This window comes from Rahnella perminowiae, assembly GCF_019049755.1.
Taxonomy (GTDB): Bacteria; Pseudomonadota; Gammaproteobacteria; order Enterobacterales; family Enterobacteriaceae; genus Rahnella; species Rahnella perminowiae.
In genome coordinates this window covers 1-22,720 of sequence record NZ_JAFMOS010000615.1, presented here as the reverse complement: position 1 = coordinate 22,720, position 22,720 = coordinate 1, and the positions used below count along the sequence as shown (strand labels likewise).

Annotated in this window: 22 protein-coding genes; 12 read left to right on the top strand and 10 right to left on the bottom strand. The window is 53.0% G+C overall.

Annotated elements, in window-relative coordinates; genetic code table 11:
- Nucleotides 1-25 precede the first annotated feature (25 nt).
- The 4 genes from rimJ to murJ all read left to right on the top strand — a co-directional run bounded on the left by rimJ (nucleotide 26) and on the right by murJ (nucleotide 3,945).
- Nucleotides 26-613, top strand: a complete 588-nt coding sequence (rimJ, locus tag J1785_RS20520; protein WP_129952636.1) for a ribosomal protein S5-alanine N-acetyltransferase — start codon at nucleotides 26-28, stop codon at nucleotides 611-613.
- 10 nt (nucleotides 614-623) lie between these two features.
- Nucleotides 624-1,277: a YceH family protein gene (locus tag J1785_RS20515; protein ID WP_129952637.1), complete on the top strand. Its 654-nt coding sequence runs from the start codon at nucleotides 624-626 to the stop codon at nucleotides 1,275-1,277.
- A 16-nt stretch (nucleotides 1,278-1,293) separates the two neighbouring features.
- Nucleotides 1,294-2,205 (top strand): Gfo/Idh/MocA family protein, encoded by a 912-nt coding sequence (locus tag J1785_RS20510; RefSeq protein ID WP_217220453.1) that lies wholly within the window; start codon nucleotides 1,294-1,296, stop codon nucleotides 2,203-2,205.
- A 204-nt stretch (nucleotides 2,206-2,409) separates the two neighbouring features.
- Nucleotides 2,410-3,945 carry a murein biosynthesis integral membrane protein MurJ gene (gene murJ / locus J1785_RS20505; protein ID WP_129952639.1) on the top strand — a complete coding sequence of 512 codons (1,536 nt, stop codon included), beginning with the start codon at nucleotides 2,410-2,412 and terminating at the stop codon, nucleotides 3,943-3,945.
- A 66-nt stretch (nucleotides 3,946-4,011) separates the two neighbouring features.
- On the opposite strand, the gene argS is transcribed toward murJ, so the two are convergent.
- Nucleotides 4,012-5,745, bottom strand: a complete 1,734-nt coding sequence (gene argS, locus J1785_RS20500; RefSeq protein ID WP_129952640.1) for an arginine--tRNA ligase — start codon at nucleotides 5,743-5,745, stop codon at nucleotides 4,012-4,014.
- A 217-nt stretch (nucleotides 5,746-5,962) separates the two neighbouring features.
- Here argS and J1785_RS20495 point away from each other — a divergent pair, with 217 nt between their 5' ends.
- Entirely contained in the window at nucleotides 5,963-6,532 is a 570-nt protein-coding gene (locus tag J1785_RS20495) for a VOC family protein (protein WP_165385190.1), read from the top strand.
- On the opposite strand, the gene J1785_RS20490 is transcribed toward J1785_RS20495, so the two are convergent.
- Nucleotides 6,529-7,677, bottom strand: coding sequence for a MalY/PatB family protein (locus J1785_RS20490; protein ID WP_217220450.1), 1,149 nt, complete (start codon nucleotides 7,675-7,677; stop codon nucleotides 6,529-6,531). The two genes, J1785_RS20495 and J1785_RS20490, sit on opposite strands and share 4 nt — an antisense overlap.
- A gap of 113 nt (nucleotides 7,678-7,790) precedes the next feature.
- Between J1785_RS20490 and cutC the strand changes: the two genes are divergently transcribed.
- Complete coding sequence (gene cutC, locus J1785_RS20485; RefSeq protein ID WP_129952642.1) at nucleotides 7,791-8,549, top strand: copper homeostasis protein CutC; 759 nt, start codon at nucleotides 7,791-7,793, stop codon at nucleotides 8,547-8,549.
- A gap of 388 nt (nucleotides 8,550-8,937) precedes the next feature.
- Here the strand turns inward: cutC and J1785_RS20480 are convergent, their stop codons facing one another.
- The 6 genes from J1785_RS20480 to J1785_RS20455 all read right to left on the bottom strand — a co-directional run bounded on the left by J1785_RS20480 (nucleotide 8,938) and on the right by J1785_RS20455 (nucleotide 13,145).
- The gene (locus J1785_RS20480; RefSeq protein ID WP_129952643.1) at nucleotides 8,938-9,141 is read right to left on the bottom strand and encodes a hypothetical protein; all 204 of its coding nucleotides are present in this window, start codon (nucleotides 9,139-9,141) and stop codon (nucleotides 8,938-8,940) included.
- A 170-nt stretch (nucleotides 9,142-9,311) separates the two neighbouring features.
- The gene (gene cmoB / locus J1785_RS20475; protein WP_217137719.1) at nucleotides 9,312-10,283 is read right to left on the bottom strand and encodes a tRNA 5-methoxyuridine(34)/uridine 5-oxyacetic acid(34) synthase CmoB; all 972 of its coding nucleotides are present in this window, start codon (nucleotides 10,281-10,283) and stop codon (nucleotides 9,312-9,314) included.
- Nucleotides 10,280-11,023 carry a carboxy-S-adenosyl-L-methionine synthase CmoA gene (cmoA, locus tag J1785_RS20470; protein ID WP_129952645.1) on the bottom strand — a complete coding sequence of 248 codons (744 nt, stop codon included), beginning with the start codon at nucleotides 11,021-11,023 and terminating at the stop codon, nucleotides 10,280-10,282. Before cmoA ends, cmoB begins: the two co-directional genes overlap by 4 nt.
- 136 nt (nucleotides 11,024-11,159) lie before the next feature.
- Complete coding sequence (locus tag J1785_RS20465; RefSeq protein ID WP_095922388.1) at nucleotides 11,160-11,555, bottom strand: MAPEG family protein; 396 nt, start codon at nucleotides 11,553-11,555, stop codon at nucleotides 11,160-11,162.
- A gap of 111 nt (nucleotides 11,556-11,666) precedes the next feature.
- A complete protein-coding gene (locus J1785_RS20460; RefSeq protein WP_217158338.1) occupies nucleotides 11,667-12,485 on the bottom strand; it encodes a DUF72 domain-containing protein in 819 nt (272 codons plus the stop codon).
- 84 nt (nucleotides 12,486-12,569) lie between these two features.
- On the bottom strand, nucleotides 12,570-13,145 hold the full coding sequence (locus J1785_RS20455) for a hydrolase (protein ID WP_217137723.1): 576 nt from the start codon (nucleotides 13,143-13,145) through the stop codon (nucleotides 12,570-12,572).
- A gap of 335 nt (nucleotides 13,146-13,480) precedes the next feature.
- On the opposite strand from J1785_RS20455, the gene aspS reads away from it, so the two are divergent.
- The 6 genes from aspS (at nucleotide 13,481) to ruvB (ending at nucleotide 18,840) form a co-directional block, all read left to right on the top strand.
- A complete protein-coding gene (gene aspS, locus J1785_RS20450; protein ID WP_129991889.1) occupies nucleotides 13,481-15,277 on the top strand; it encodes an aspartate--tRNA ligase in 1,797 nt (598 codons plus the stop codon).
- Nucleotides 15,277-15,723, top strand: a complete 447-nt coding sequence (nudB, locus tag J1785_RS20445) for a dihydroneopterin triphosphate diphosphatase (protein WP_129952649.1) — start codon at nucleotides 15,277-15,279, stop codon at nucleotides 15,721-15,723. The genes aspS and nudB overlap by 1 nt, the downstream gene beginning before the upstream one ends.
- Before the next feature lie 25 nt (nucleotides 15,724-15,748).
- Nucleotides 15,749-16,492, top strand: coding sequence for a YebC/PmpR family DNA-binding transcriptional regulator (locus J1785_RS20440; protein WP_013575035.1), 744 nt, complete (start codon nucleotides 15,749-15,751; stop codon nucleotides 16,490-16,492).
- Between the two features lie 108 nt (nucleotides 16,493-16,600).
- Entirely contained in the window at nucleotides 16,601-17,122 is a 522-nt protein-coding gene (ruvC, locus tag J1785_RS20435) for a crossover junction endodeoxyribonuclease RuvC (protein WP_120133488.1), read from the top strand.
- 87 nt (nucleotides 17,123-17,209) lie between these two features.
- A complete protein-coding gene (ruvA, locus tag J1785_RS20430; protein WP_129952650.1) occupies nucleotides 17,210-17,824 on the top strand; it encodes a Holliday junction branch migration protein RuvA in 615 nt (204 codons plus the stop codon).
- Nucleotides 17,825-17,832: 8 nt separating this feature from the next.
- The gene (gene ruvB / locus J1785_RS20425; RefSeq protein WP_217220446.1) at nucleotides 17,833-18,840 is read left to right on the top strand and encodes a Holliday junction branch migration DNA helicase RuvB; all 1,008 of its coding nucleotides are present in this window, start codon (nucleotides 17,833-17,835) and stop codon (nucleotides 18,838-18,840) included.
- 64 nt (nucleotides 18,841-18,904) lie between these two features.
- Here ruvB and J1785_RS20420 read toward each other — a convergent pair whose 3' ends face one another.
- Nucleotides 18,905-21,283: a glycoside hydrolase family 3 N-terminal domain-containing protein gene (locus tag J1785_RS20420; protein ID WP_217220444.1), complete on the bottom strand. Its 2,379-nt coding sequence runs from the start codon at nucleotides 21,281-21,283 to the stop codon at nucleotides 18,905-18,907.
- Nucleotides 21,280-22,692 (bottom strand): MFS transporter, encoded by a 1,413-nt coding sequence (locus J1785_RS20415; RefSeq protein ID WP_129991886.1) that lies wholly within the window; start codon nucleotides 22,690-22,692, stop codon nucleotides 21,280-21,282. The genes J1785_RS20420 and J1785_RS20415 overlap by 4 nt, the downstream gene beginning before the upstream one ends.
- Nucleotides 22,693-22,720: the final 28 nt, after the last annotated feature.

The window sequence follows — 22,720 nt, the reverse complement described above, 5'->3', positions numbered from 1 at the left end:
CCCATGCGGAATGTGGAGGGAAGGGATGTTTGGCTACAAATCTGCCGTGCCAAAGGTACGGCTTACCACTGACCGGATGGTCCTGCGCCTGGTTCATGATCGTGATGCACACCGGCTGGCTGAATACTACGCTGAGAACCGCGCGTTTCTGAAACCGTGGGAACCGGTCAGGGATGAAAGCCATTGTTATCCCTCAGGCTGGCAGGCGCGTCTGGGGCTGATTACCGAGATGCAAAAACAGGGCAGTGCATATTATTTTATTCTGCTCGACCCTGATGAAAATCGCGTTATGGGAGTGGCGAACTTCAGCAACGTGCTGCGCGGTTCTTTCCATGCCTGTTTCCTCGGGTATTCTCTTGGACAGGAGTGGCAAGGCAAAGGCCTGATGCAGGAAGCGTTGCAGTCCCTGATCCGCTATATGCAACGCCAGCAAAAAATGCACCGCATCATGGCCAATTACATGCCGCACAATAAACGCAGTGGTCAGCTGCTCGAACGTCTCGGTTTTGAACGCGAAGGTTATGCCAAAGACTATCTGCTGATTGACGGCAAATGGCAGGATCACGTGCTGACAGCATTAACCTGGCACGAATGGACACCCCCGTCCCGATAAGGAGAGCACGATGAAACACGAACTCAGCGCCCGCGAGGCCCGTGTCGTGGGCTGTTTGCTGGAAAAACAACTCACTACGCCAGAACAGTATCCGATGACACTTAACGGCCTGACGACGGCCTGCAATCAGAAAACCAACCGTGAGCCGGTAATGGAACTGAGTGAAAGTGACGTTCAGCAAACGCTGGATTTACTGCTGCGTAAACACATCATCCGTACCCTGAGCGGCTCACGTACCATGAAGTATGAGCACCGCTTTTGTAATTCCGAATTCGGTAATCTTAAATTTTCTCCGCAGGAAGTGGCGGTTGTCACCACGCTGTTATTGCGTGGCGCACAAACGCCGGGCGAGCTGCGAACCCGCACTAACCGTCTGCATGATTTCTCAGACGTCGCTGAAGTTGAGCAAACGCTGACTGAACTGACAAACCGTGAAGACGGCCCGTTCTGCGTGCGTCTGGCGCGTGAACCGGGTAAGCGTGAAAGCCGTTATATGCATCTGTTCAGCGGAGAAGTCAGCAACGTGGCCAGCAGCGCTGAAGAACCGCCGTTCAGCGCTGCGCCGGAAAGCGCTGATCTCGCCGCGCGCGTGGAAACGCTGGAAGCCGACGTTGCGGAGCTGAAACAGCGTCTGGAAAATTTGTTGCAGCATCTGGCCGATTAATGAAAAGGAGCGTGCGGTGAGTAAATTACGTATCGGAGTGATCGGGCTGGGTGGTATCGCGCAAAAAGCATATCTGCCGGTGCTCAGTCATGCCCAAAACTGGACGCTGGTGGGCGGTTTTTCGCCTAATCAGCAAAAAGCACAGGCCGTTTGCGACAGTTACCGCATGGCGAATTTTTCGCGCATGGATGAACTGGCGGGGCAGTGTGATGCCGTTTTTGTGCACAGCAGTACCGCCAGCCACTTTGAGGTGGTTAGTCAACTGCTGGCGCAGGGTGTGCATGTGTATGTAGATAAACCGCTGGCCGCTGAACTTAAGCAGGCCGAGCAGCTGGTTGAACAGGCTGACAAAGTGGGCAAAACGCTGATGGTCGGCTTCAACCGCCGCTTTGCGCCGCTGTACCGCCAGTTAAAACAACAGATGCAAAATCCGGCGTCCGTGCGCATGGACAAACACCGGACCGACAGCGTCGGGCCAAATGACCTGCGTTTCACCTTGCTGGACGATTATCTGCACGTGGTGGATACCGCGCTGTGGCTTGCGGGTGGCAATGCCAGCCTGGAAAGCGGTCTGATTCAGATTAACGAAGCCAATCAGATGTTGTACGGCGAACATCATTTCCTCTGTGGCGAGACGCTGGTGACGACATCAATGCACCGCCGGGCAGGGACTTTCCGTGAGAGCGTGCAGGCAGTGGCTGACGGCGCAGTCTATCAGCTGGATAATATGCAAATCTGGCGGGAAGAACAGCAGGATACTCTCACACAACTGCCGGTACCGGGCTGGCAAAGTACGCTGGCGCAGCGCGGATTTGTCGGTGCCATTGAACACTTCGTGTCCTGCGTGAGTAACCAGACGGCGCCGGAAACCAGCGGCGAGCAGGCAATTTATGCGCAGGCAATGATCGGCAAAATTCTGGATTCTTAACCTGAATTCTTAACAGGAAAACCGCGCGGGATGGCACGGTTAACACTCTATAACAACATAAAACAACTGCCGGTGGCTATTGTATGGCGGATGCGTAGACTAAGCGCATCTTTGAGCCATGCGGGTTCCTCTTTCACGTTGCTGATGCAGCCGTGATGGTTTAACTATTTGATATACATGTAAACCGGTAAACAAGAAAGCGACATGAATCTACTTAAATCTTTGGCAGCCGTCAGTTCTATGACGATGTTTTCACGTGTATTAGGTTTTGCCCGCGATGCCATTGTGGCTCGTGTATTTGGCGCCGGAATGGTCACCGACGCCTTTTTTGTGGCGTTTAAACTCCCGAATTTATTGCGCCGTATTTTTGCAGAAGGTGCATTCTCACAGGCCTTTGTGCCGATTCTGGCTGAGTACAAAACTCAGCAGGGCGAAGAGGCCACCCGCACCTTTATTGCCTATGTCTCGGGATTACTGACGCTGGTTCTGGCGATTGTCACCGTGTTGGGCATGATCGCAGCCCCTTGGGTAATTTATATTACTGCCCCGGGCTTTGTGGATTCTCCTGACAAATTTGCCCTCACCAGTTCGCTGCTGCGGATCACCTTCCCGTATATCCTGCTGATTTCCCTGGCATCCCTGGTCGGGGCGATACTGAACACCTGGAACCGATTTTCGATCCCGGCTTTTGCGCCGACCTTCCTGAACGTCAGCATGATTGGTTTTGCATTGTTTGCTGCGCCGTATTTCCACCCGCCGGTGCTGGCACTGGCCTGGGCTGTGGTGGCCGGGGGAGTGCTGCAACTGGGTTATCAGCTTCCGCATTTGAAGAAAATCGGCATGCTGGTATTGCCTCGTCTGAATCTGAAAGATGCCGGTGTGTGGCGTGTGATGCGTCAGATGGGGCCTGCTATCTTAGGTGTCTCTGTCAGCCAGATTTCACTGATTATCAATACCATCTTCGCATCGTTTCTGGTCTCCGGTTCTGTGTCATGGATGTATTACGCTGACCGTCTGATGGAGTTTCCTTCCGGTGTACTGGGCGTGGCGCTCGGCACTATTCTGCTGCCTTCACTGGCGCGAAGCTTCTCCAGCGGTAATCATGGTGAATATAATCGCCTGATGGACTGGGGCTTGCGTCTGTGTTTCCTGCTGGCGCTGCCAAGTTCTGTCGCGCTGGGTATTCTGGCTAAACCGCTTACGGTGGCATTATTCCAGTATGGCAAATTCAGCGCATTTGATGCTTCGATGACGCAACGTGCGCTGGTGGCCTATTCCGTCGGACTGATGGGACTGATCGTGGTGAAAGTGCTGGCACCGGGCTTTTATTCGCGTCAGGACATCAAAACACCGGTGAAAATTGCCATCATTACGTTACTGATGACGCAGGTCATGAACCTGGCCTTTATCGGGCCACTCAAACACGCGGGGCTTTCCCTGTCGATCGGGCTGGCCGCCTGTCTGAATGCCTCCCTGCTTTACTGGCAACTGCGTAAGCAGGATATCTTTCAGCCGCAGCCTGGCTGGAGAGTGTTCCTGATCAAGCTGATCGTGGCAGTGGTTGCGATGTCAGCCGCATTGCTCGGCATGATGTGGCTGATGCCTGCATGGGATGTGGGCGGAATGGCGTATCGTCTGGCACGTCTGGCGGCAGTGGTCGCTGTCGGGGTGGTGGCTTACTTTGCGGTGCTTGGCCTGCTGGGCTTTAGGGTGAAAGAGTTTGCCCGCAAGCTGGACTGATTAACGCAGATTTCAGAAACACAAAAGGGCGCCTGAGCGCCCTTTTTTAATATCCACAGCCGTGAGTTACATACGTTCTACGGTTTCGATACCCAGCGTATCCAGACCGGTTTTCAGCGTGCGTTGTGTCAGCAGCGCCAGTTTCAGACGGCTGTTGCGACTGGTTTCATCTTCTGCATTCAGGATCGGGCAATGTTCGTAGAAGCTGGAGAACAGGCCTGCCACATCGTACAGATAGGCACACATGGTGTGCGGTGTGCCTTCACGGGCAACAACCGTCAGCACTTCTTCGAACTGCAACAAACGGGTTGCCAGCGCCGCTTCGCGTTCTTCGCTTAGCACAACCGGCCGGGTCAGGCTGTTTACGTCAATATCGGCACGTTTAAAGACAGACGCCACACGGGTATAAGCATATTGCATGTAAGGTGCCGTGTTGCCTTCAAACGCCAGCATGTTATCCCAGTCGAAGATGTAATCAGTGGTACGGCTTTTTGACAGGTCAGCATATTTGATGGCGCCGATACCGACGGCATTCACCAGTTTTTCCAGTTCAGCGGTGTCTTTCATTTCCGGATTCTTTTCCGTGATCAGCTTACGTGCGCGATCAATGGCTTCATCCAGCAAATCGGACAGCTTCACCGTGCCGCCTGAACGGGTTTTGAACGGCTTGCCGTCTTTACCCAGCATCATGCCGAACATGTGGTGTTCGAGTGCCACGGAATCCGGCACATAACCCGCTTTACGGGCGATGGTCCACGCCTGCATCAGGTGCTGATGTTGACGGGAGTCGATGTAATACAACACGCGATCAGCACCGAGAGTTTCGTAGCGGTATTTCGCGCAGGCGATATCGGTAGTGGTGTAGAGGTAGCCGCCATCTTTTTTACGGATGATGACGCCCATCGGATCGCCTTCTTTATTTTTATATTCATCCAGATAAACAACAACAGCCCCTTCGCTGTCGACGGCCAGACCTTTGGCCTGCAGATCAGAAACGATGCCCGGCAGCATGCTGTTGTACAGGCTTTCACCCATCACATCGTCTTCGGTCAGGGTGACGTTCAGGCGATTGTAGGTGAGCTGGTTTTGCTTCATGGTTACGTCAACCAGTTTGCGCCACATCTGCAAACAGTATTCATCGCCGCCTTGCAGCTTCACTACATAACCACGTGCGCGCTCAGCGAAGGCTGGGTCTTCATCGTAATTTTTCTTGGCCGCGCGGTAAAATTCTTCCAGATCCGCCAGATTCATATCACCGGCATTTTCGTTTTGCACTTTTTCCAGGTAGGCAATCAGCATGCCGAACTGTGTGCCCCAGTCGCCAACGTGGTTAGCGCGGATCACTTTATGGCCAAGGAATTCATTGGTGCGTACGGCAGCGTCACCGATGATGGTGGAGCGGATATGGCCAACGTGCATTTCTTTCGCTACGTTTGGCGCGGAATAGTCGATAACGATAGTTTGGGGTTCAACCGGTGCGATGCCCAGTTTTTCATCGCTCAGCGCGTGGTCTACCTGCGCGGCAACAAAAGCAGGATCCAGGAAGATATTGATAAAACCCGGTCCGGCAATTTCAACTTTGTTGGCAATCCCGCTCAGATCTAACAGTTCAACGACTTTCTCTGCCAGTTGTCGCGGTGGCATGCCGAGTTTTTTTGCCACGGACATAACACCATTAGCCTGATAGTCGCCAAACTGAGCTTTAGCGGACTGACGGACTTGCGCTTCGCTGTCGGCTGAGGCGCCTGCAGCGATCAGCGCCTGGCTGACTTTATCTGAAAGAAGTGACTGAATATTCACCGAAGTACCTTTATTTAGGAATGTGGTTGTTTGCTGTTCATCCCAATGCGGACGAACCTAAAATGATGCGTGTTTATATCATATTCGCCCTGCGACGTCAGTATCACCGCGCGTCCGGGCTGAGGAAAGCGCGATTGTGCGGCCTGTCTCTGGCAACCGGATGAAAGGCTGTGTAAATTACCCGCCCCTGAAGATTCGTAAACTGAAACAAGATAGGATGGCCGCCATGAACCATGTGCCGGAGTTACAGGATTTAGCTGATGATTTACCGCGCTTTGTCGGCGTACTGACGGCGTTCGCCGCAAAGTTACATATCAATCTGAGCGAGTTTCACGCGGATCATATTTCAGTGCGTTGTCATCAGAACACCACGGCGGAACGCTGGAAAGCCGGGCTGGAACAGTGTGGCAGCCTGCTGAATGAAACCCTGATTAACGGACGGCCAATTTGTCTGTTCTCACTGAACGAACCTGTGCAGGTCGGGCCGCTGAGTATTGATCTGATCGAGTTGCCTTATCCCGGCGATAAACGTTATCCGCACGAAGGTTGGGAACATATTGAAATTGTCCTGCCGGGGGCTGAAGACGAATTATATACACGGGCGCTGGCGCTGATTGCCGATGAAGCGTTGATGACGCCCGGTGTTAAGCTGAAACAAAGTGCGCCAAAAGGGGAAAACGAGCGTTTGCCTAATCCGACGCTGGCAGTCACCGACGGATCTGTGACCATCAAATTTCACCCGCACAGCCTGCGGGCGATTGTCGCCAGCGAAAGGGATGAGGCTTAACGGTGCAGCGCCAGTAAGGCGGCATCCATGCGATCCAGCGCGTTTTCCAGTAATGCGCGCTGGCAGCCCAGATTGATACGTACGTAAGCCGGTGCGCCAAAATCGGCTCCGCCTGAGAAACCAACACCGGCTTCGACAAAGAAACGGTAAGGATCCTGCACCGGCAGTGCGCTGGCATCAATCCAGCCAAGGTAGGTGCCTTCCGGTGCCAGCATGCGTAAGCCCGGCATCGCGTTGATTCTGGTCGTCGCCAGTTCGCGGTTACCCCGCAGATAACTGAGCTGCGCGTTAAGCCATTCTTCGCCATCGCGATAAGCTGCGGTTGCCGCAACATACGCCAGAATGTTGACGTGCGGCATAATGCCTTTACTGGCTTCAAGGAATTTCCGGCGCAGTTCCGGGTCAGGGATAATCGCCATCGACGCGCCCAGACCGGCCAGGTTGAAAGTTTTGGACGGCGACATGAGTGTGATCGAACGCTGCTCAGCATCGGCATTGAGGGAAGCAAACGGGATATGTTTCAGGCCCGGCTCGAGGATCAGATCACAATGAATTTCATCCGAACATACCACCAGATCGTGACGTTGGGCGAAGGCCAGTTGTTCGAGTAATTCCTCGCGACGATACACTGTGCCACCGGGGTTATAGGGGTTGCAGAGCATCAGCAGCTTTTCGCTGCCATCGAGTACGTTTTCGGCACTGGAAAAATCGGCCACCCAGCGCTGTTGCTGTTCAGTTACATTAATGTATTTAAACTGACGGCCTTCAGACTGAGCCGCCTGCATAAATGGCGGATAAATGGGCATTGGCATCAGACTGGAATTTTGCTGTGCCACGTTGGCGCGAACGGCGACGTTTAATCCGCACACCAGACCCGGTAGCCAGACAATCCATTCGGGCTTAATTGTCCATTCGTAGCGATCCACCAGACGTTTTACCAATAAATCAACCAGTTCCGGCGGTGTAAAACCATATCCGAAGACGCCTTCTGCAACGCGTTGCTGCAACTCTTTGATAACCTGTGGTGGTGAAGTAAAGTCGGTATCGGCCACCCAGAGCGGGATCACATCCTGATTATTGTATTTATTCCACTTAACGCTATCACTGTGACTGCGGTCTACCCATAAATCAAAATTGAGTGTCATAGTTAGCTTTCCTAAGCAAGCAGGTTGGGCGGGGATGCTCATCTCAAAGCCTACGCGACATGGCCGGTTACAGACAAGTGTTGTAGCATAATGCCGTAAACAGGAGAGATCACATGACTAAATTAGAAGTGTGTTGTTACAGCGTTGATTGTGCGTTGACAGCAGAACAGGCCGGGGCCGATCGTGTTGAATTGTGCGCCAGTCAGGCTGACGGCGGCATTACGCCGAGTTACGGCACTCTCCTTCTGGCGAGGGAAAAAGTGACCATCCCTGTACACCCGATTGTCCGTCCAAGGGGGGGTGACTTTTGCTACAGCCGAAGTGAATTTGAGGTGTTGAAAAGTGATATTGCCTGTATTCGCGATCTTGGTTATCCGGGGCTGGTTGTCGGCATGCTGGACGCGGAAGGGCACATAGATATGGCGAGAATGTGGGAAGTGATGGCGCTGTGCGGTGATATGGCCGTGACATTCCATCGTGCATTCGACATGTGTCTGAATCCGAAGATTGCACTGGAGCAATTGACTCAGTTAGGGGTGGCGCGCATTCTGACTTCCGGACAACAACAAAATGCCGAAGTCGGTTTACCGATGCTACGGGAACTGAATCAGCTAACGCGTGGTCCAATCATTATGGCTGGCGCGGGTGTGCGCCTGACGAATTTGCAGAAGTTCGTTGATATCGGGCTGAGCGAGTTACACAGCTCAGCAGGACGTCAGGTTAAATCCGCCATGCGCTACCGTAAAGCCGGTGTCACGATGAGCTCTGACACGGACTTTGATGAATTCAGTCGTTATTGCGTGGACGGCGATATTGTTGCCGCAATGAAAAGTACATTGCAGTTTGACGATGAAATATCCCGCACGGCGTGATAAATAAAAATTTAACCGGGTCACACGACCCTTATTGCGTCGCCCTGCGCAAGTACCAGGCCCCGTCATATTGGCGGGGCTTTTTTTATGCTCTTAAAAGCACTTGCAGAGGCGCTTTTTCTGACGGGCAAAACACTTCAGCCCCAGGTCAGCAGCGCCACACCGAACATTCCTGCTTTCACCACCAGGCACATCACAAAAAGACCTAAAACAATAACGGCGCGGTCCATGAGGAATCGAATTCTTCTGCGCATTGATTTCTCCACGAAATACTCGCGTACTGATAAATTGATCTGGACGAACTTATACACGAGATGCCAGGGATCAATCCAATGATAAAGCGTTAAAATGCGAAGCTTTACAAAGGGCTGTGGCAGACAGGGGGAGACTACTTCTCGTAAAAGTTTTTTATTTTTATCGCGACGTCAATATTTGCCCAGTGTAATTCGTTTTCCTGGTGCAGGCTGCTGCTGCCATCTTCCCAGGAAACGTAATACGACACGATGTTGTGCTCTGATTCAAAGGTATTCATCACGGTGCCTTTGATATCACCTGATACGTGTTTAACGATGCTGCCTTTTGGGAACTTCATACTTCCTCCCGTAACGCGAAAGACGATCTTTGTCATCACAACCGATAGCCTTCTGAAAGGTTAGACCTTTTTACTGCAGGATGTACAGCGTAACGCGACTGAAAGTGTGGGTTAAGTGCGGGCAATAACCTCCGGCAGACAGGGGACTGGCTGACGAAGGTGAGAGGAAATTACGGCTTGCGGGCGATGAGCAAGGCGCGGCGCGGTGCCGGATAGCCTTCAATGGTTTTGGTCGGATCCTGCGGATCGAGGAATTCAGCCAGAGATTCGCTGGTCATCCAGTCGGTACGGCGTTGTTCTTCACATGTCGTGACGCTGACATCTGCAATACGCACATCGACAAAGCCGCATTTAATCAGCCAGTTTTTCAGGGCTGGTGCGGAAGGGATAAAATAGATATTCCCCATCTGTGCGTAACGGTCACCCGGTACCAGAACCTGTTCACTATCCCCTTCGACAACCAGTGTTTCCAGCACCAGTTCCCCTTCACTGACCAGCTGATTTTTCAGTTGCAGAAGATGATCTAAGGGTGAACGACGATGATACAGCACGCCCATAGAGAAAACGGTGTCAAACGCATTCAGCTCGGGTAATTGTTCGATGCCCAGCGGCAGTAAATGCGCACGCTGATCGCCGCCCAGTAATTTACGCACCGCCTCGAACTGACACAGGAAAAGCTGCATCGGGTCGATACCCACGGCAAGATGGGCGCCTGCGCCAATCATGCGCCACATATGATAACCGCTGCCGCAGCCGACATCTAAAATCGTCCGCCCGACAAGGGATGAAATATGCGGCAGAACCCGATCCCATTTCCAGTCTGAACGCCATTCGGTATTGATTTCAACGTCGTACAGTGAAAACGGACCTTTACGCCATGGCATCATGTTGCGCAGCAGGTTTTCAATGCCTTCGCGCTGGCCTGCAGGCAACGGCATTTCCATACCTGCGCTGACGCCGTGCAGTAAATCCAGACGCTCGGGTTGCAGCAACGGCAGGCGGTCTACGGAGTTAAACCACAGTTTAAATTTGCCGTGCAGGGATTCTTTCTGCCACGCGGTTAGCTGTGAGGGCAGGGTATTGAGCCACGGACTCAGCGGCCCTTTAGCGATGACGCGATAAAAATCACCAAAATCAATCATTCTGCATCTCCGGCTTTCAGTGCAATCAGTGAGCCGAAATTAAAACACTGGAACCAGACTTCCGTGTGCTGGAAACCGGCCTGATGCAAACGGGCTTTATGGGTTTCAACGGAATCCGTCAGCATAACGTTTTCGAGCATGCTGCGTTTCTGGCTGATTTCCAGCTCGCTGTAGCCGTTTGCACGCTTGAAGTCGTGATGCATATTGAACAACAGTTCGCCGACGTCTTTGTCTTCAAAGCTGAATTTTTCTGACAGCACCAGCGCCGCACCTGGTCGCATTCCCTGATACACCTGATTGAGCAGACGCTGACGGTCTGCCGGTTCGAGGAATTGCAGGGTAAAGTTGAGCACCACCATGGAGGCGTTTTCCAGCCCGATATCCAGAATATCGGATTCAATCACGCTCACCGGCGTATCTGCACGGAAAGCGTCAATGTGGCGGCGGCAGCGTTCCACCATGGCGGGGGAGTTATCGACAGCAATAATTTGGCAGCCCGGCACCTTAATGTTACGACGCATCGACAGCGTGGCAGCACCCAGTGAACAACCCAGATCATAGACATTGGAGTCGGGCTGAACAAAGCGCTCCGCGAGCATGCCAATCATCGAAATAATGTTGGAATAGCCCGGGACAGAGCGTTGGATCATGTCGGGGAAAACTTCCGCGACGCGTTCATCGAACGTCCAGTCGCCAAGCTTATCTATTGGTGCAGAAAACAATCTATCGTGGTTTGCCATAGCGGTGAGTCAGGCCAAAAAGAATGTGGGTAAAAAGTTGAGGGCAGATTTTAGCAGATACTGGCGCAGGCAGATACCTGCGCGCCTTGGAGTTGTTTCAAAAGGACATCAAATTTATCGGGTAATGGCACAGTAATCAGTCAAAGTTCAAAAACTGTGACCATGGCAGATAAATAATATTGACCACGACCATCAGGACCAGCGAAATATAAGTGGCAGCCATGCCATTACGGCGCCAGGCAAATTCGCGGTTTTTGAGCCCGTAATAATGAAATAACCGGCCGAGGATCAGTAACAGGCCGCAGGCATGTACTGTCCAGATTGCCGCGCCGTTCATTTCCATATACAGCAACAGTAAACAGCCGATCGGCAGATATTCTACGGCGTTGCCGTGTACGCGGATGGCCGTTTGTAATTCATAGGATCCGCCGTCACCGGTGGCGATACGGTATTGCATCCGCAAACGGACAACATCGAAAGAGAGTTTGATTAAAAGTATGGCGGCAAGCACGACATATAACGCGCTAATCATGATGACTTCCTTGGTTATTCCCTGTTTTCCGGCGGAACGGCACTGATTTTCCGCTGCGTCACTATGATAACGGGATGACGTAAAACTGTCGTCAGAAAAACATGAATATTCTCAGAACAACGTGTCCTGTTCCGGCCAGTCCGGTGCGGGCTGAACCGAAGGAATATGCTGGCGCAGATCCTGCCACAGGCTGCGTGCCTGCTGGGGGGCGTCGGAACAATCAGGCGTATGAATGAACAGGTACGGCGACAATCCTTGTGATTGCCAGTCGCTGAGTTTGGTGATCCACTGACCGAACAGCGGGCGGTTCGCTTCGAGACTGTCGCCACCGATAAAGCGGACAATTGGCCGGGTGGATGTCGCCAGTGCATGCAGCGGCAAAACGGGTTTTTTACGTTTGGCTTCAAGCACCGCGTGTGTTTCGGATGTAGAGCTATGAACCGGGCGGCTGTCGAGGATCGCACGGTTAATGCCGCGCTGATGTAACCCCTGATTCAGTGCACGTTCCGCCTCGCCTTTTTTGAAGAAATCCGGATGGCGAACTTCGACGCCATAATCGAAACCGGCGGGCAGGGCATCCAGGAACTGCCATAAGCGGTCAAGATGGACAGGCGCGAACGCTGCCGGAAGTTGCAGCCAGAGTTGCCCGGTGCGTCCGCCAAGCGGTTCAAGCGTGCGGTAAAACATACTGACGTCTTCCTGACAATTCGTCAGTGCCGCTTTATGGCTGATGTCGGAAGGAAATTTGAAACAAAAGCGGAAAGATTCAGGTGTCATATCACGCCAGCGCATCACCACTTCCTGTTTGGGCAGGGCGTAAAATGTCGTATTGCCTTCGACACAATTGAAGTACCGCGCGTAATCGGCCAGATCACGCAAACCTATCTTCGCCCAGGCGCTGTGGTGCCATTGCGGTAAACCAATATACATATCGGTGCTCCTTTTTTCCGGGCCGGATCCCAGGTAAAACGCCGCCTCAGCGGGCGGCGTTCAGGCATGGAAATCAGGGTAACGTTACGCTGGCAACGCGGCAAGCACTTCGGCGGTGGAACGGACACGGCTGATACGCGGGAAAATAAACTGCATACTCGACTGATGATGATCATTATTGTGCGCGCTGCACGCATCTTCTGCGATCACCAGTTCATAGCCATGTTCCCAGGCATTACGGGCCGTTGATTCCACGCCGATATTGGTGGAAATACCGGCCAGTACGATGCTTTTAATGCCACGGCGACGCAGTTGTAAATCCAGGTCGGTGCCGTAAAACGCGCCCCATTGACGTTTGATCACCAGCAAATCGCTGTCGGTAACGTTCAGCTGTTCCGGGAATTCCCACCAGCTTGCCGGTAAACCGCCTTCCGGTGCGACAGAAGGCACATCCACCGGTTGCTTCAGCGCTTCGTCAAAGGAGTCAGACCAGCCTACGCGTACCATCACCACTGGCGCACCGAGTTGACGGAAACGGTTGGCCAGTTCAGTCGCGTTGTCCAGCACCTGCTGTGCGGTGTGCGGGCCGCCCGCGAACGGTAAAATCCCTTTCTGTAAGTCGATCAGTACCAGCGCGGTCGTTTTTGGATCAAGTTTCATGCTTAGCTCCTGGTTTTCAAAATAGGTAATAAGAGAAAGGAGTGATTTACTGCGTGTACAAAGGGGATGGCGCGAGTTTATGCTAACGCGGGGGGCAAAAAGATATAATTTTGTTAAATTATGTGTAGCTAGCAACAGGCATTAATTTCCGCGCCAGCGTTGACATGTTCGTACTTATCCTTCGCCGGAAATTCCTTTATAATAGCCGCCTTTTTTCGACCTGAATAAAACCCATTCCGCGCGCTGCTGAGTTTTGCGGCGGGCGACCAGAGTCAATAACCGTTTCTGTGCCTGTGAGCCATGAGGCCGGGTAGTGGGATCAAAAGGATACCGTTATGCGTACTGTATATTGTGGAAAACTGAATGCGTCCAATGTGGGCCAGGAAGTAACATTGTGTGGCTGGGTTAACCGCCGCCGCGATTTGGGTGGTTTAATTTTCATCGATATGCGTGACCGCGAAGGCATCGTCCAGGTTTTCTTCGACCCCGATCAGGCTGAAGCCTACAAGCTGGCGTCTGAACTGCGTAACGAGTTCTGCATCCAGCTAACCGGTATTGTGCGTGCACGCCCGGAAAGCCAGTTCAACAAAGACATGGCGACCGGTGAAGTGGAAGTCTTCGCCAGCAATCTGAACATCATTAACCGTTCAGAATCGCTGCCGCTGGACTCCAACCACGTCAACACTGAAGAAGCGCGTCTGAAATACCGCTATCTTGATTTGCGTCGTCCTGAAATGGCTAACCGTCTGAAAGCACGCGCAAAAATCACCAGTTTTGTGCGCCGTTTCATGGACAGCCATGACTTCCTGGATATCGAAACTCCGATGCTGACCAAAGCCACGCCGGAAGGTGCGCGTGACTATCTGGTGCCAAGCCGTGTGCACAAAGGCAAGTTCTATGCCTTGCCGCAGTCTCCTCAGCTGTTCAAACAGCTGCTGATGATGTCCGGTTTTGACCGTTATTATCAGATCGTAAAATGCTTCCGTGATGAAGATTTACGTGCTGACCGTCAGCCTGAATTCACCCAGATCGATGTGGAAACCTCCTTCATGAGCGCTGAACAAGTGCGTGAAGTGATGGAGAAACTGGCCCGCGAACTGTGGCAGGAAGTGAAAGGCGTGGATCTGGGCGATTTCCCGGTCATGACTTTTGCAGAAGCGATGCGTCGTTACGGTTCTGATAAGCCGGACCTGCGCAACCCGATGGAAATGGTTGACGTTGCGGACCTGATGAAAAACATCGAGTTCAAAGTGTTTGCCGATCCGGCCAACGATCCGAAAGGCCGCGTGGCAGCATTACGTGTCCCTGGCGGTGCCTCCCTGAGCCGTAAACAAATCGACGAATACGCAAAATTCATCGAAATCTACGGTGCCAAAGGCCTGGCTTACATCAAAGTGAATGAGGTCGCGAAAGGCCTGGAAGGCATTCAGAGCCCGGTGGCTAAATTCCTGAATGAAGAATTGCTGTCTGCCCTGATTGAACGTACCGGTGCACAAGATGGCGACATGATCTTCTTCGGCGCAGCCAGCGCTAAGATTGTGACTGACGCCATGGGTGCACTGCGCCTTAAAGTCGGTCGTGACCTGAAAATCACCAAAGAAGACATGTGGGCTCCGCTGTGGGTGATTGACTTCCCGATGTTTGAAGACACCGATGAAGGCGGTCTGAGCGCTATGCACCACCCGTTCACTGCGCCGAAAGACATGACGGCTGAAGAGCTGGCTGCGAACCCGGTTTCTGCTATTGCTAACGCCTACGACATGGTCATCAACGGTTACGAAGTGGGCGGCGGTTCTGTGCGTATTCACCGCAGCGAAATGCAGCAGACGGTGTTCAGTATTCTGGGCATTAACGAGCACGAACAGCGCGAGAAATTCGGCTTCCTGCTCGATGCACTGAAATACGGTACGCCTCCGCACGCAGGCCTGGCATTTGGTCTGGATCGTCTGGTGATGTTGCTGACCGGAACGGATAACATCCGTGACGTAATCGCTTTCCCGAAAACGACCGCAGCGGCGTGTCTGATGACCGAAGCACCAAGTTTTGCCAACCCGGCGTCACTGCTGGAACTGGGCATTGCGGTTGTGGCTAAAAAAGAAGTGACACCCGACACAAATACAGAGAATAACTAATGAGCTATAAGCGTCCTGAGTCGATACTGTGCGTCATCTACGCCAGAAACACCGGCAGGGTGCTGATGCTTCAACGTAAGGATGACCCGGATTTCTGGCAGTCGGTGACCGGCAGTCTGGAAGACGGGGAATCCCCGAATCAAACCGTGCAGCGGGAAGTCATGGAAGAAGTCGGTATCGACATTGCAGGTGAAAACCTGCCGCTTCAGGACTGTAACCGCTGCGAGGATTTTGAAATATTTGCGCATTTGCGCCATCGCTATGCTCCCGGCGTGACCCGTAACAAAGAACATTGGTTCTGTCTGGCGTTACCCGACGAGCGTGATGTGGTTCTGACTGAACATCATGCGTACCGGTGGCTCGATAAACCGGCAGCGGCAGCGCTGACGGTCTCACCGAGCAACCAGCAGGCGATTGAAGAATTTGTAAACTATTCGGTCTGTTAAGACTTTAGACTTTTTGGAGATATTTATGGCAGGTCACAGTAAGTGGGCCAACACCAAGCACCGCAAAGCGGCGCAAGATTCTAAACGCGGCAAAATTTTCACCAAAATCATTCGTGAGCTGGTCACGGCTGCGCGTCTGGGCGGCGGTGATGCGGGTTCAAACCCACGTCTGCGTGCGGCTATCGATAAAGCGCTGTCCAACAACATGACCCGCGATACCCTGAACCGTGCTATCGCACGCGGTGTGGGCGGTGACGAAGACACCAACATGGAAACCATCATTTATGAAGGTTACGGCCCTGGTGGTTCAGCCATCATGGTGGAATGTCTGAGTGACAACCGTAACCGTACCGTGGCAGAAGTGCGTCATGCGTTCACCAAAACCGGGGGCAATCTGGGTACCGACGGTTCCGTGGCGTATCTGTTCTCCAAAAAAGGCGTGATCACTTTCGCACCGGGTCTGGATGAAGACGTGCTGATGGAAGCCGCGCTGGAAGCAGGCGCAGAAGACATCATTTCTTATGATGACGGCGCTATCGATGTGTTCACTGCCTGGGAGAATCTGGGCGAAGTGAAAGACGCGCTGGAAGCTGCCGGTTACAAAGCTGATTCCGCCGAAGTCACGATGATCCCATCGACCAAGGCGGACATGGATGCAGAAACTGCACCAAAACTGTTGCGCCTGATTGATATGCTGGAAGATTGTGACGATGTGCAGGAGGTTTACCACAACGGTGAAATCTCCGACGAGATCGCAGAAACGCTGTAATCTCTCTGCCAGCCGGTGGCTACCACCGGCTGGCTATCCTGTTGCCCCTCAGCAGTTTATACTCTCCCCAACTTTGTAAAAAACGACAACACAAGGCGTTAACTGGCTATGGCTATTATTCTGGGGATTGACCCCGGTTCGCGTATTACCGGCTATGGCATTATCCGCCAGACAGGACGTCAGCTCAGTTATCTCGGCAGCGGCTGTATCCGTACTGTCGTGGACGATATGCCGGGGCGTCTGAAACTGATTTACGCCGGTGTGTCGGAAATTATTACGCAATTTCAGCCTGATTTTTTTGCCATCGAATCGGTGTTTATGGCGAAGAATGCCGATTCTGCGTTAAAACTTGGCCAGGCGCGCGGTGCCGCCATTGTGGCCGCCGTTAATCAGGACCTGCCGGTCTTTGAGTATGCCGCGAGGCAGGTCAAACAGACCGTCGTCGGTACCGGTGCCGCAGAAAAAACGCAGGTTCAGCATATGGTGCGTTCAATCCTGAAATTACCGGCGAATCCGCAGGCAGATGCCGCCGATGCGCTGGCAATTGCGATAACACATTGTCATATGAGCCAGAATGCTATCCGGCTCAGCAGTGACAAATTACAAATGGCGCGCGGGCGTATGCGATAGCGGCGGTGCGTTCGTTGGGCTGGATATTCATCCAGCCTTTTTTATGATATAAACATCGCTGCTTTTGACCTGATAAGGAAAATGAACGTGATAGGCAGACTACGAGGCATTATTCTGGAAAAACAGCCCCCTTTGGTGCTGCTTGAAACCCAAGGCGTTGGCTATGAAGTGCATATGCCGATGACCTGTTTTTATGAATTGCCGGAACTGGGCCAGGAAGCTATCATATTCACGCAATTTATCGTCCGTGAAGATGCCCAGCTGCTCTATGGATTTAACGATAAACAAGAGCGCGCGCTGTTCCGTGAACTGATCAAAGTGAACGGAGTCGGACCCAAACTGGCGCTGGCGATCTTGTCAGGTATGTCGGCTCAGCAATTTGTCAGTGCGGTAGAAAAGGAAGAAATCACCGCATTAATTAAGTTACCGGGCGTCGGTAAGAAAACGGCAGAACGCCTGGTTGTCGAAATGAAAGACCGGTTTAAAGGATTAAACGGTGATCTATTTAACAGTCATACTGATATCACGTTACCTGCATCGTCGTCGAAAGCTCAGGAATCTGACGCCGAAGGCGAAGCCGTTGCAGCACTGATTTCCCTCGGATACAAACCCCCAGAAGCCAGCCGTATGATCAGCAAAGTTGCCAAACCGGGCGCCGAATCTGAAACGCTAATTAGAGAAGCGCTGCGCGCGGCGCTGTGAGGTAAACGATGATTGAAGCTGACCGCCTGATATCTTCTGAAGTCTTCAGTGAAGAAGAAGTCATCGACCGTGCAATCCGCCCGAAGCTGCTCAACGAATACGTCGGTCAGCCTCACGTGCGTTCGCAAATGGAAATCTTTATTCAGGCGGCCAAGCAACGCAAAGACGCGCTCGATCACCTGTTGATTTTCGGACCGCCGGGACTGGGTAAAACCACGCTGGCTAATATCGTGGCGAATGAAATGGGCGTGAATTTACGGACCACTTCAGGGCCGGTGCTGGAAAAAGCCGGTGACCTGGCCGCGATGCTGACCAACCTCGAGCCACACGATGTGCTTTTCATTGATGAAATCCACCGTCTCTCACCGGTCGTCGAAGAAATTCTGTATCCGGCGATGGAAGACTATCAACTGGATATCATGATTGGTGAAGGGCCTGCGGCACGTTCCATCAAACTTGATTTACCGCCGTTTACCCTGATTGGTGCGACGACCCGCGCCGGTTCACTGACGTCACCGTTACGTGACCGTTTCGGGATTGTGCAGCGTCTCGAGTTTTATCAGGTGGCGGATTTACAGCACATTGTCGGGCGCAGTGCGTCATGCCTTGGGCTGGAGTTGTCGGAAGAGGGCGCGCATCAGATTGCCCGCCGTTCACGCGGAACGCCGCGTATCGCCAACCGTCTGTTGCGCCGTGTGCGTGACTTTGCCGAAGTTAAAGGCGACGGCACCATCAACGGTGATGTGGCCAACGGCGCGCTGGATATGCTGGATGTCGACGCGGAAGGTTTCGATTACATGGACCGCAAACTGCTGCTGGCGATTATCGACAAGTTCACCGGCGGACCGGTCGGGCTGGATAACTTAGCGGCGGCGATCGGTGAAGAACGCGAGACGATTGAAGACGTGATCGAACCTTTCCTGATCCAGCAGGGGTTTATTCAGCGCACACCGCGCGGACGCATGGCGACCAATCATGCCTATAAGCATTTTGGTATCGTCAGAGAGACTGAGTAACAACGCTTTGTATGCATAAAAAACGGACGCTCAGGGCGTCCGTTTCGCTTTTCATCATCCGTGGTTACTGATTGACGTCGCACCGGCTGACCATCCGCCAGTCGCGGGGCAATTCCCGCACTTCGCCGGCCAGCGTGATTTTGCCACGCGCCTGAATATCCCTGCTCGACGACCCTACCTGTACCTCGACAAAACCCGGTTCGACGATACGCTTACCGGCGTTACTGGTGAAATTGAGCATATCGGTGGGGATGCTGAAACTGAGCGTTGCCGTTTGCCCGGCGTCCAGTTCAACGCGTTCGAAAGCTTTCAGTTCCTGCACCGGACGCACCAGTGATGCCACGCAGTCGCGCAGATAAACCTGCACCACTTCGCTGCCCGCTTGCTTACCGGTATTGGTCACTTGTATCTGCACCTCAATGTCGCCATTTTCGATGGCGACAGGATGCTGACTGAGCTGAAAATCATGATAACGGAACGTGGTGCCGCTCAGTCCGTAACCAAACGGATATTTTGCACCAAAGTGGAATGCAACCGGCGTACCGCCACTTTTCAGCTTGTGATTGTAATAATAGGGCATTGCACCGGCGCTTTTCGGCACGGAAAACACCAGCCTTCCGGACGGAGCCTCTTTGCCGCTGAGGATGTCGCTGATGGCGCATCCACCTTCCTGACCGGGGGCAAACGCCATAAGATATCCTGCGACTTTTTCTTCCAGCCCGCCGAGCGAATACGGCCGCCCGCCGGTCATCACCACAACGGTCGGTTTGCCGGTGGCGATGACCTCTTCCAGCAACTGCTGCTGAACGCCAGGCAACTTCAGGCTGTCAGTATCAGAACCTTCTCCTACTGTGCCGCTCTGGAACAATCCGGCCAGATCGCCGACAAATACCAGTGCGACGTCACTCTCCTGCGCCAGTTTAACCGCCTGCGGAATAAGTGCGGTGCTTTGTGAGACCGGTGAGCTTTGCATCGGGGTTCCTGCATCGCCGGGGAATACCGGCGCACCGGCGGTGCGTTTTTCGAGAATATGGCATCCTTTGGCATAACGGATATTTTGTTCACCGTAAGCGTCGCGCAAAGCCTGTAACGGCGTGATGACCTGTTCTGTCTGCGCTTGCATTTCGCTGATGATCAGATGCACCGGGAAGCTGTAACCGCTGAGTAAGGCCAGCGGATCATCTGCCGTCGGGCCTATTACCGCAATTTTCTGGCCAGATGTCGGTTTCAGCGGCAGGATGCCATTATTTTCCAGTAAGGTGATGGATCGCACAGCCGCTTTCCGGGCCAGTGCCCGTGTGGCAGGTTGCTGCAGTTGCGGCTGAAGTTCGCTGACATAAGGTTGTTCAAACAGCCCGAGACGGAATTTTTCGGTCAGTATGCGGGCAACAATTTCGTCAATCTTCACCATATCAATCAGGCCACGTGAAACGGCATCTGCCAGATGCTGCGCGCAGTCACCTTTCGGTAATTCAATATCCAGACCCGCATTAAACGATAAAGCGGCAGACTCGGCATCGTCATGGCTGACGCCGTGATGCTGATGCAGCAGACTGACGCCGCCGTAATCGGCAACAATCAGGCCGTCGAATCCCCATTGTTCACGTAAAATTTCGGTCAGCAGGAAATGATCGCTGTGGCACGGCTGTCCATCGATATCGTGATAAGCCGGCATGACGGAACCGGCATTTGCCAGTTTCACCGCCATCTCAAAGGGAAGCAGAAACGTGTCATTCAATTCGCGAAACCCCAGATGTACAGGCGCATGGTTACGCGCGCCTTCGCTGAAAGAGTGCCCGACGTAATGTTTCAGCGTTGCCAGCAGGTCACGCTTTTCACCCTGTAAGCCGCGTACATAAGCCGTTGCCATCACGCCGACCAGATACGGGTCTTCACCAAAGGTTTCTTCGGTACGTCCCCAGCGCACATCGCGTGACACATCCAGCACCGGCGCCAGCCCCTGATGACAACCTACGCTTTGCGCTTCCTCACGGATAGCGGCGGCAATCTGCTCCATTAATTGCGGATCCCAGGTTGAGGCATAGCACAGGGATGAGGGAAACAACGTGGCATCTTTACACAGCAGACCCACCAGACATTCCTCGTGGAACATCGCCGGGATGCCCAGCCTCGTTTCTTCCACCAGAGTTTTTTGCAGCCGGTTCAGCGCTTGTCTGCCTTCAGCCGGGCTCACCACGTGGGTGCCAAGCGGGCGGGTAATTTGCCCGGCACCCAGTGCCAGTTGCTGTTCCAGTCCCTGACTCTGTTTATGCCCGGCAAAGTCATCGCTCAGGTCGGTACGTTCTTTGTGATTGCCGTGGCTGTCGAGGATCAGCCAGAGCGCATGCATCTGGGCGAATTTTTCCTCCGGCGTCATACGGGCCAGAAGATCGGCGACACGGCTGGATACGGGTTGGGAAGCATCCTGATAAAGATAAGTCATCTTGCATCTCCTTGATTAATCAAAGGCCGGGAACCGCTGAGCACGGGTTCCTCTGCGCCTGCGAAAGAACGTCGCGTTGCGAGGGAGGAGGCGATAGTTTGCATTGTGCGGTTGTTGAGTTTGTAGATGAAAAGCAGGGCGGCCATCAGCAGGAATAGCGCACACGGCACCAGTGTGAACAGTGAATTAATGGTTAACATTACCGGCGCACTTTGCGTGGCACCGTTCGGCAGGTAACCGACCATACCGAGCACCCAGCCGACAATAGCTCCACCCAGTGCCAGTCCGAATTTAATGGCAAACAGCGCCGTGGAGAATACCAGCCCGTCAAGCCGCCGGCCGGTGCGGGATTCTTCATGATCTACGACGTCTGAGAACATTGTCCATTGCAACGGCGTGGTGAGGTTTTGGATAAAACTGAACACCAGATTGAGGGCGAAAATAAGGCCAATGGACGGCGAAGGAACAAAGAAAATAGCCGCGTTGCAGATCACAAAGGTCAGGATTGTCCATTGATAGGATTTAATCCGGTCGAATTTACCTAATAATTTCTCAGACAGTAAGGCACCCAATAATGAGGCGATCATACCGAAAACAATAAAATTAAATACCAGATCCGGACGGGCCAGCACATATTTCACGTAATACAGCGTGGCGGAACCCCGGATAACCACGGCGCACAGCAGCAAAATATTAAAAATAAAAACAATGCGCCATTGTGAGTTATTCCACAGCAATTTCAGGTCGCTCAGCATTGAACCGGACGTATCATTACGTGGCTGATAACGTTCCCGCGTCAGCCCGAAACAACAGAAAAATAATACGATACCTAGCAGTCCCATCAGGCTCATGGCATAGAAGTAGCCTTTCTGCGGATTACCGGCACCGAGTTTTTCCACCAGTGGCAGGGCGATCACCGTGACCACCAGGCCGCCGATAAATGACAACCCGAAGCGCCACGATTGCAGTGAATGGCGTTCGCGTGGATCGAGCGTTAACGCCCCCGGCATCGCACAATACGGCACATTGATGGCGGAATATACCAGGCTTAGTAAAGTATAAGTCACTGCTGCATAAATAATTTTACCGGTTGGCGATATATCAGGCACATAAAATGTGATCAGGCAACAGACACCAAACGGGATCGCAAACCACAGCAGCCACGGGCGGAATTTCCCGTAGCGCGTCGTGGTGCGGTCAACCAGCGCGCCGATGCAGGGATCGACACAGGCGTCCACGGCACGAACCACTAAAAATAGCGTGCCCATAATCGCGGCGGGTAAACCAAAAACATCCGTATAGAAATAAGCGAGAAACAAGGTCGCTGTTTGCCAGACCAGCGCACTGGCCATATCGCCGAGTCCGTAGCCAATCTTATCTTTCACTGAAAGAACCGGAGTGATCATCATTATTTGTTACCTGCTTTCTGTAGGGAGC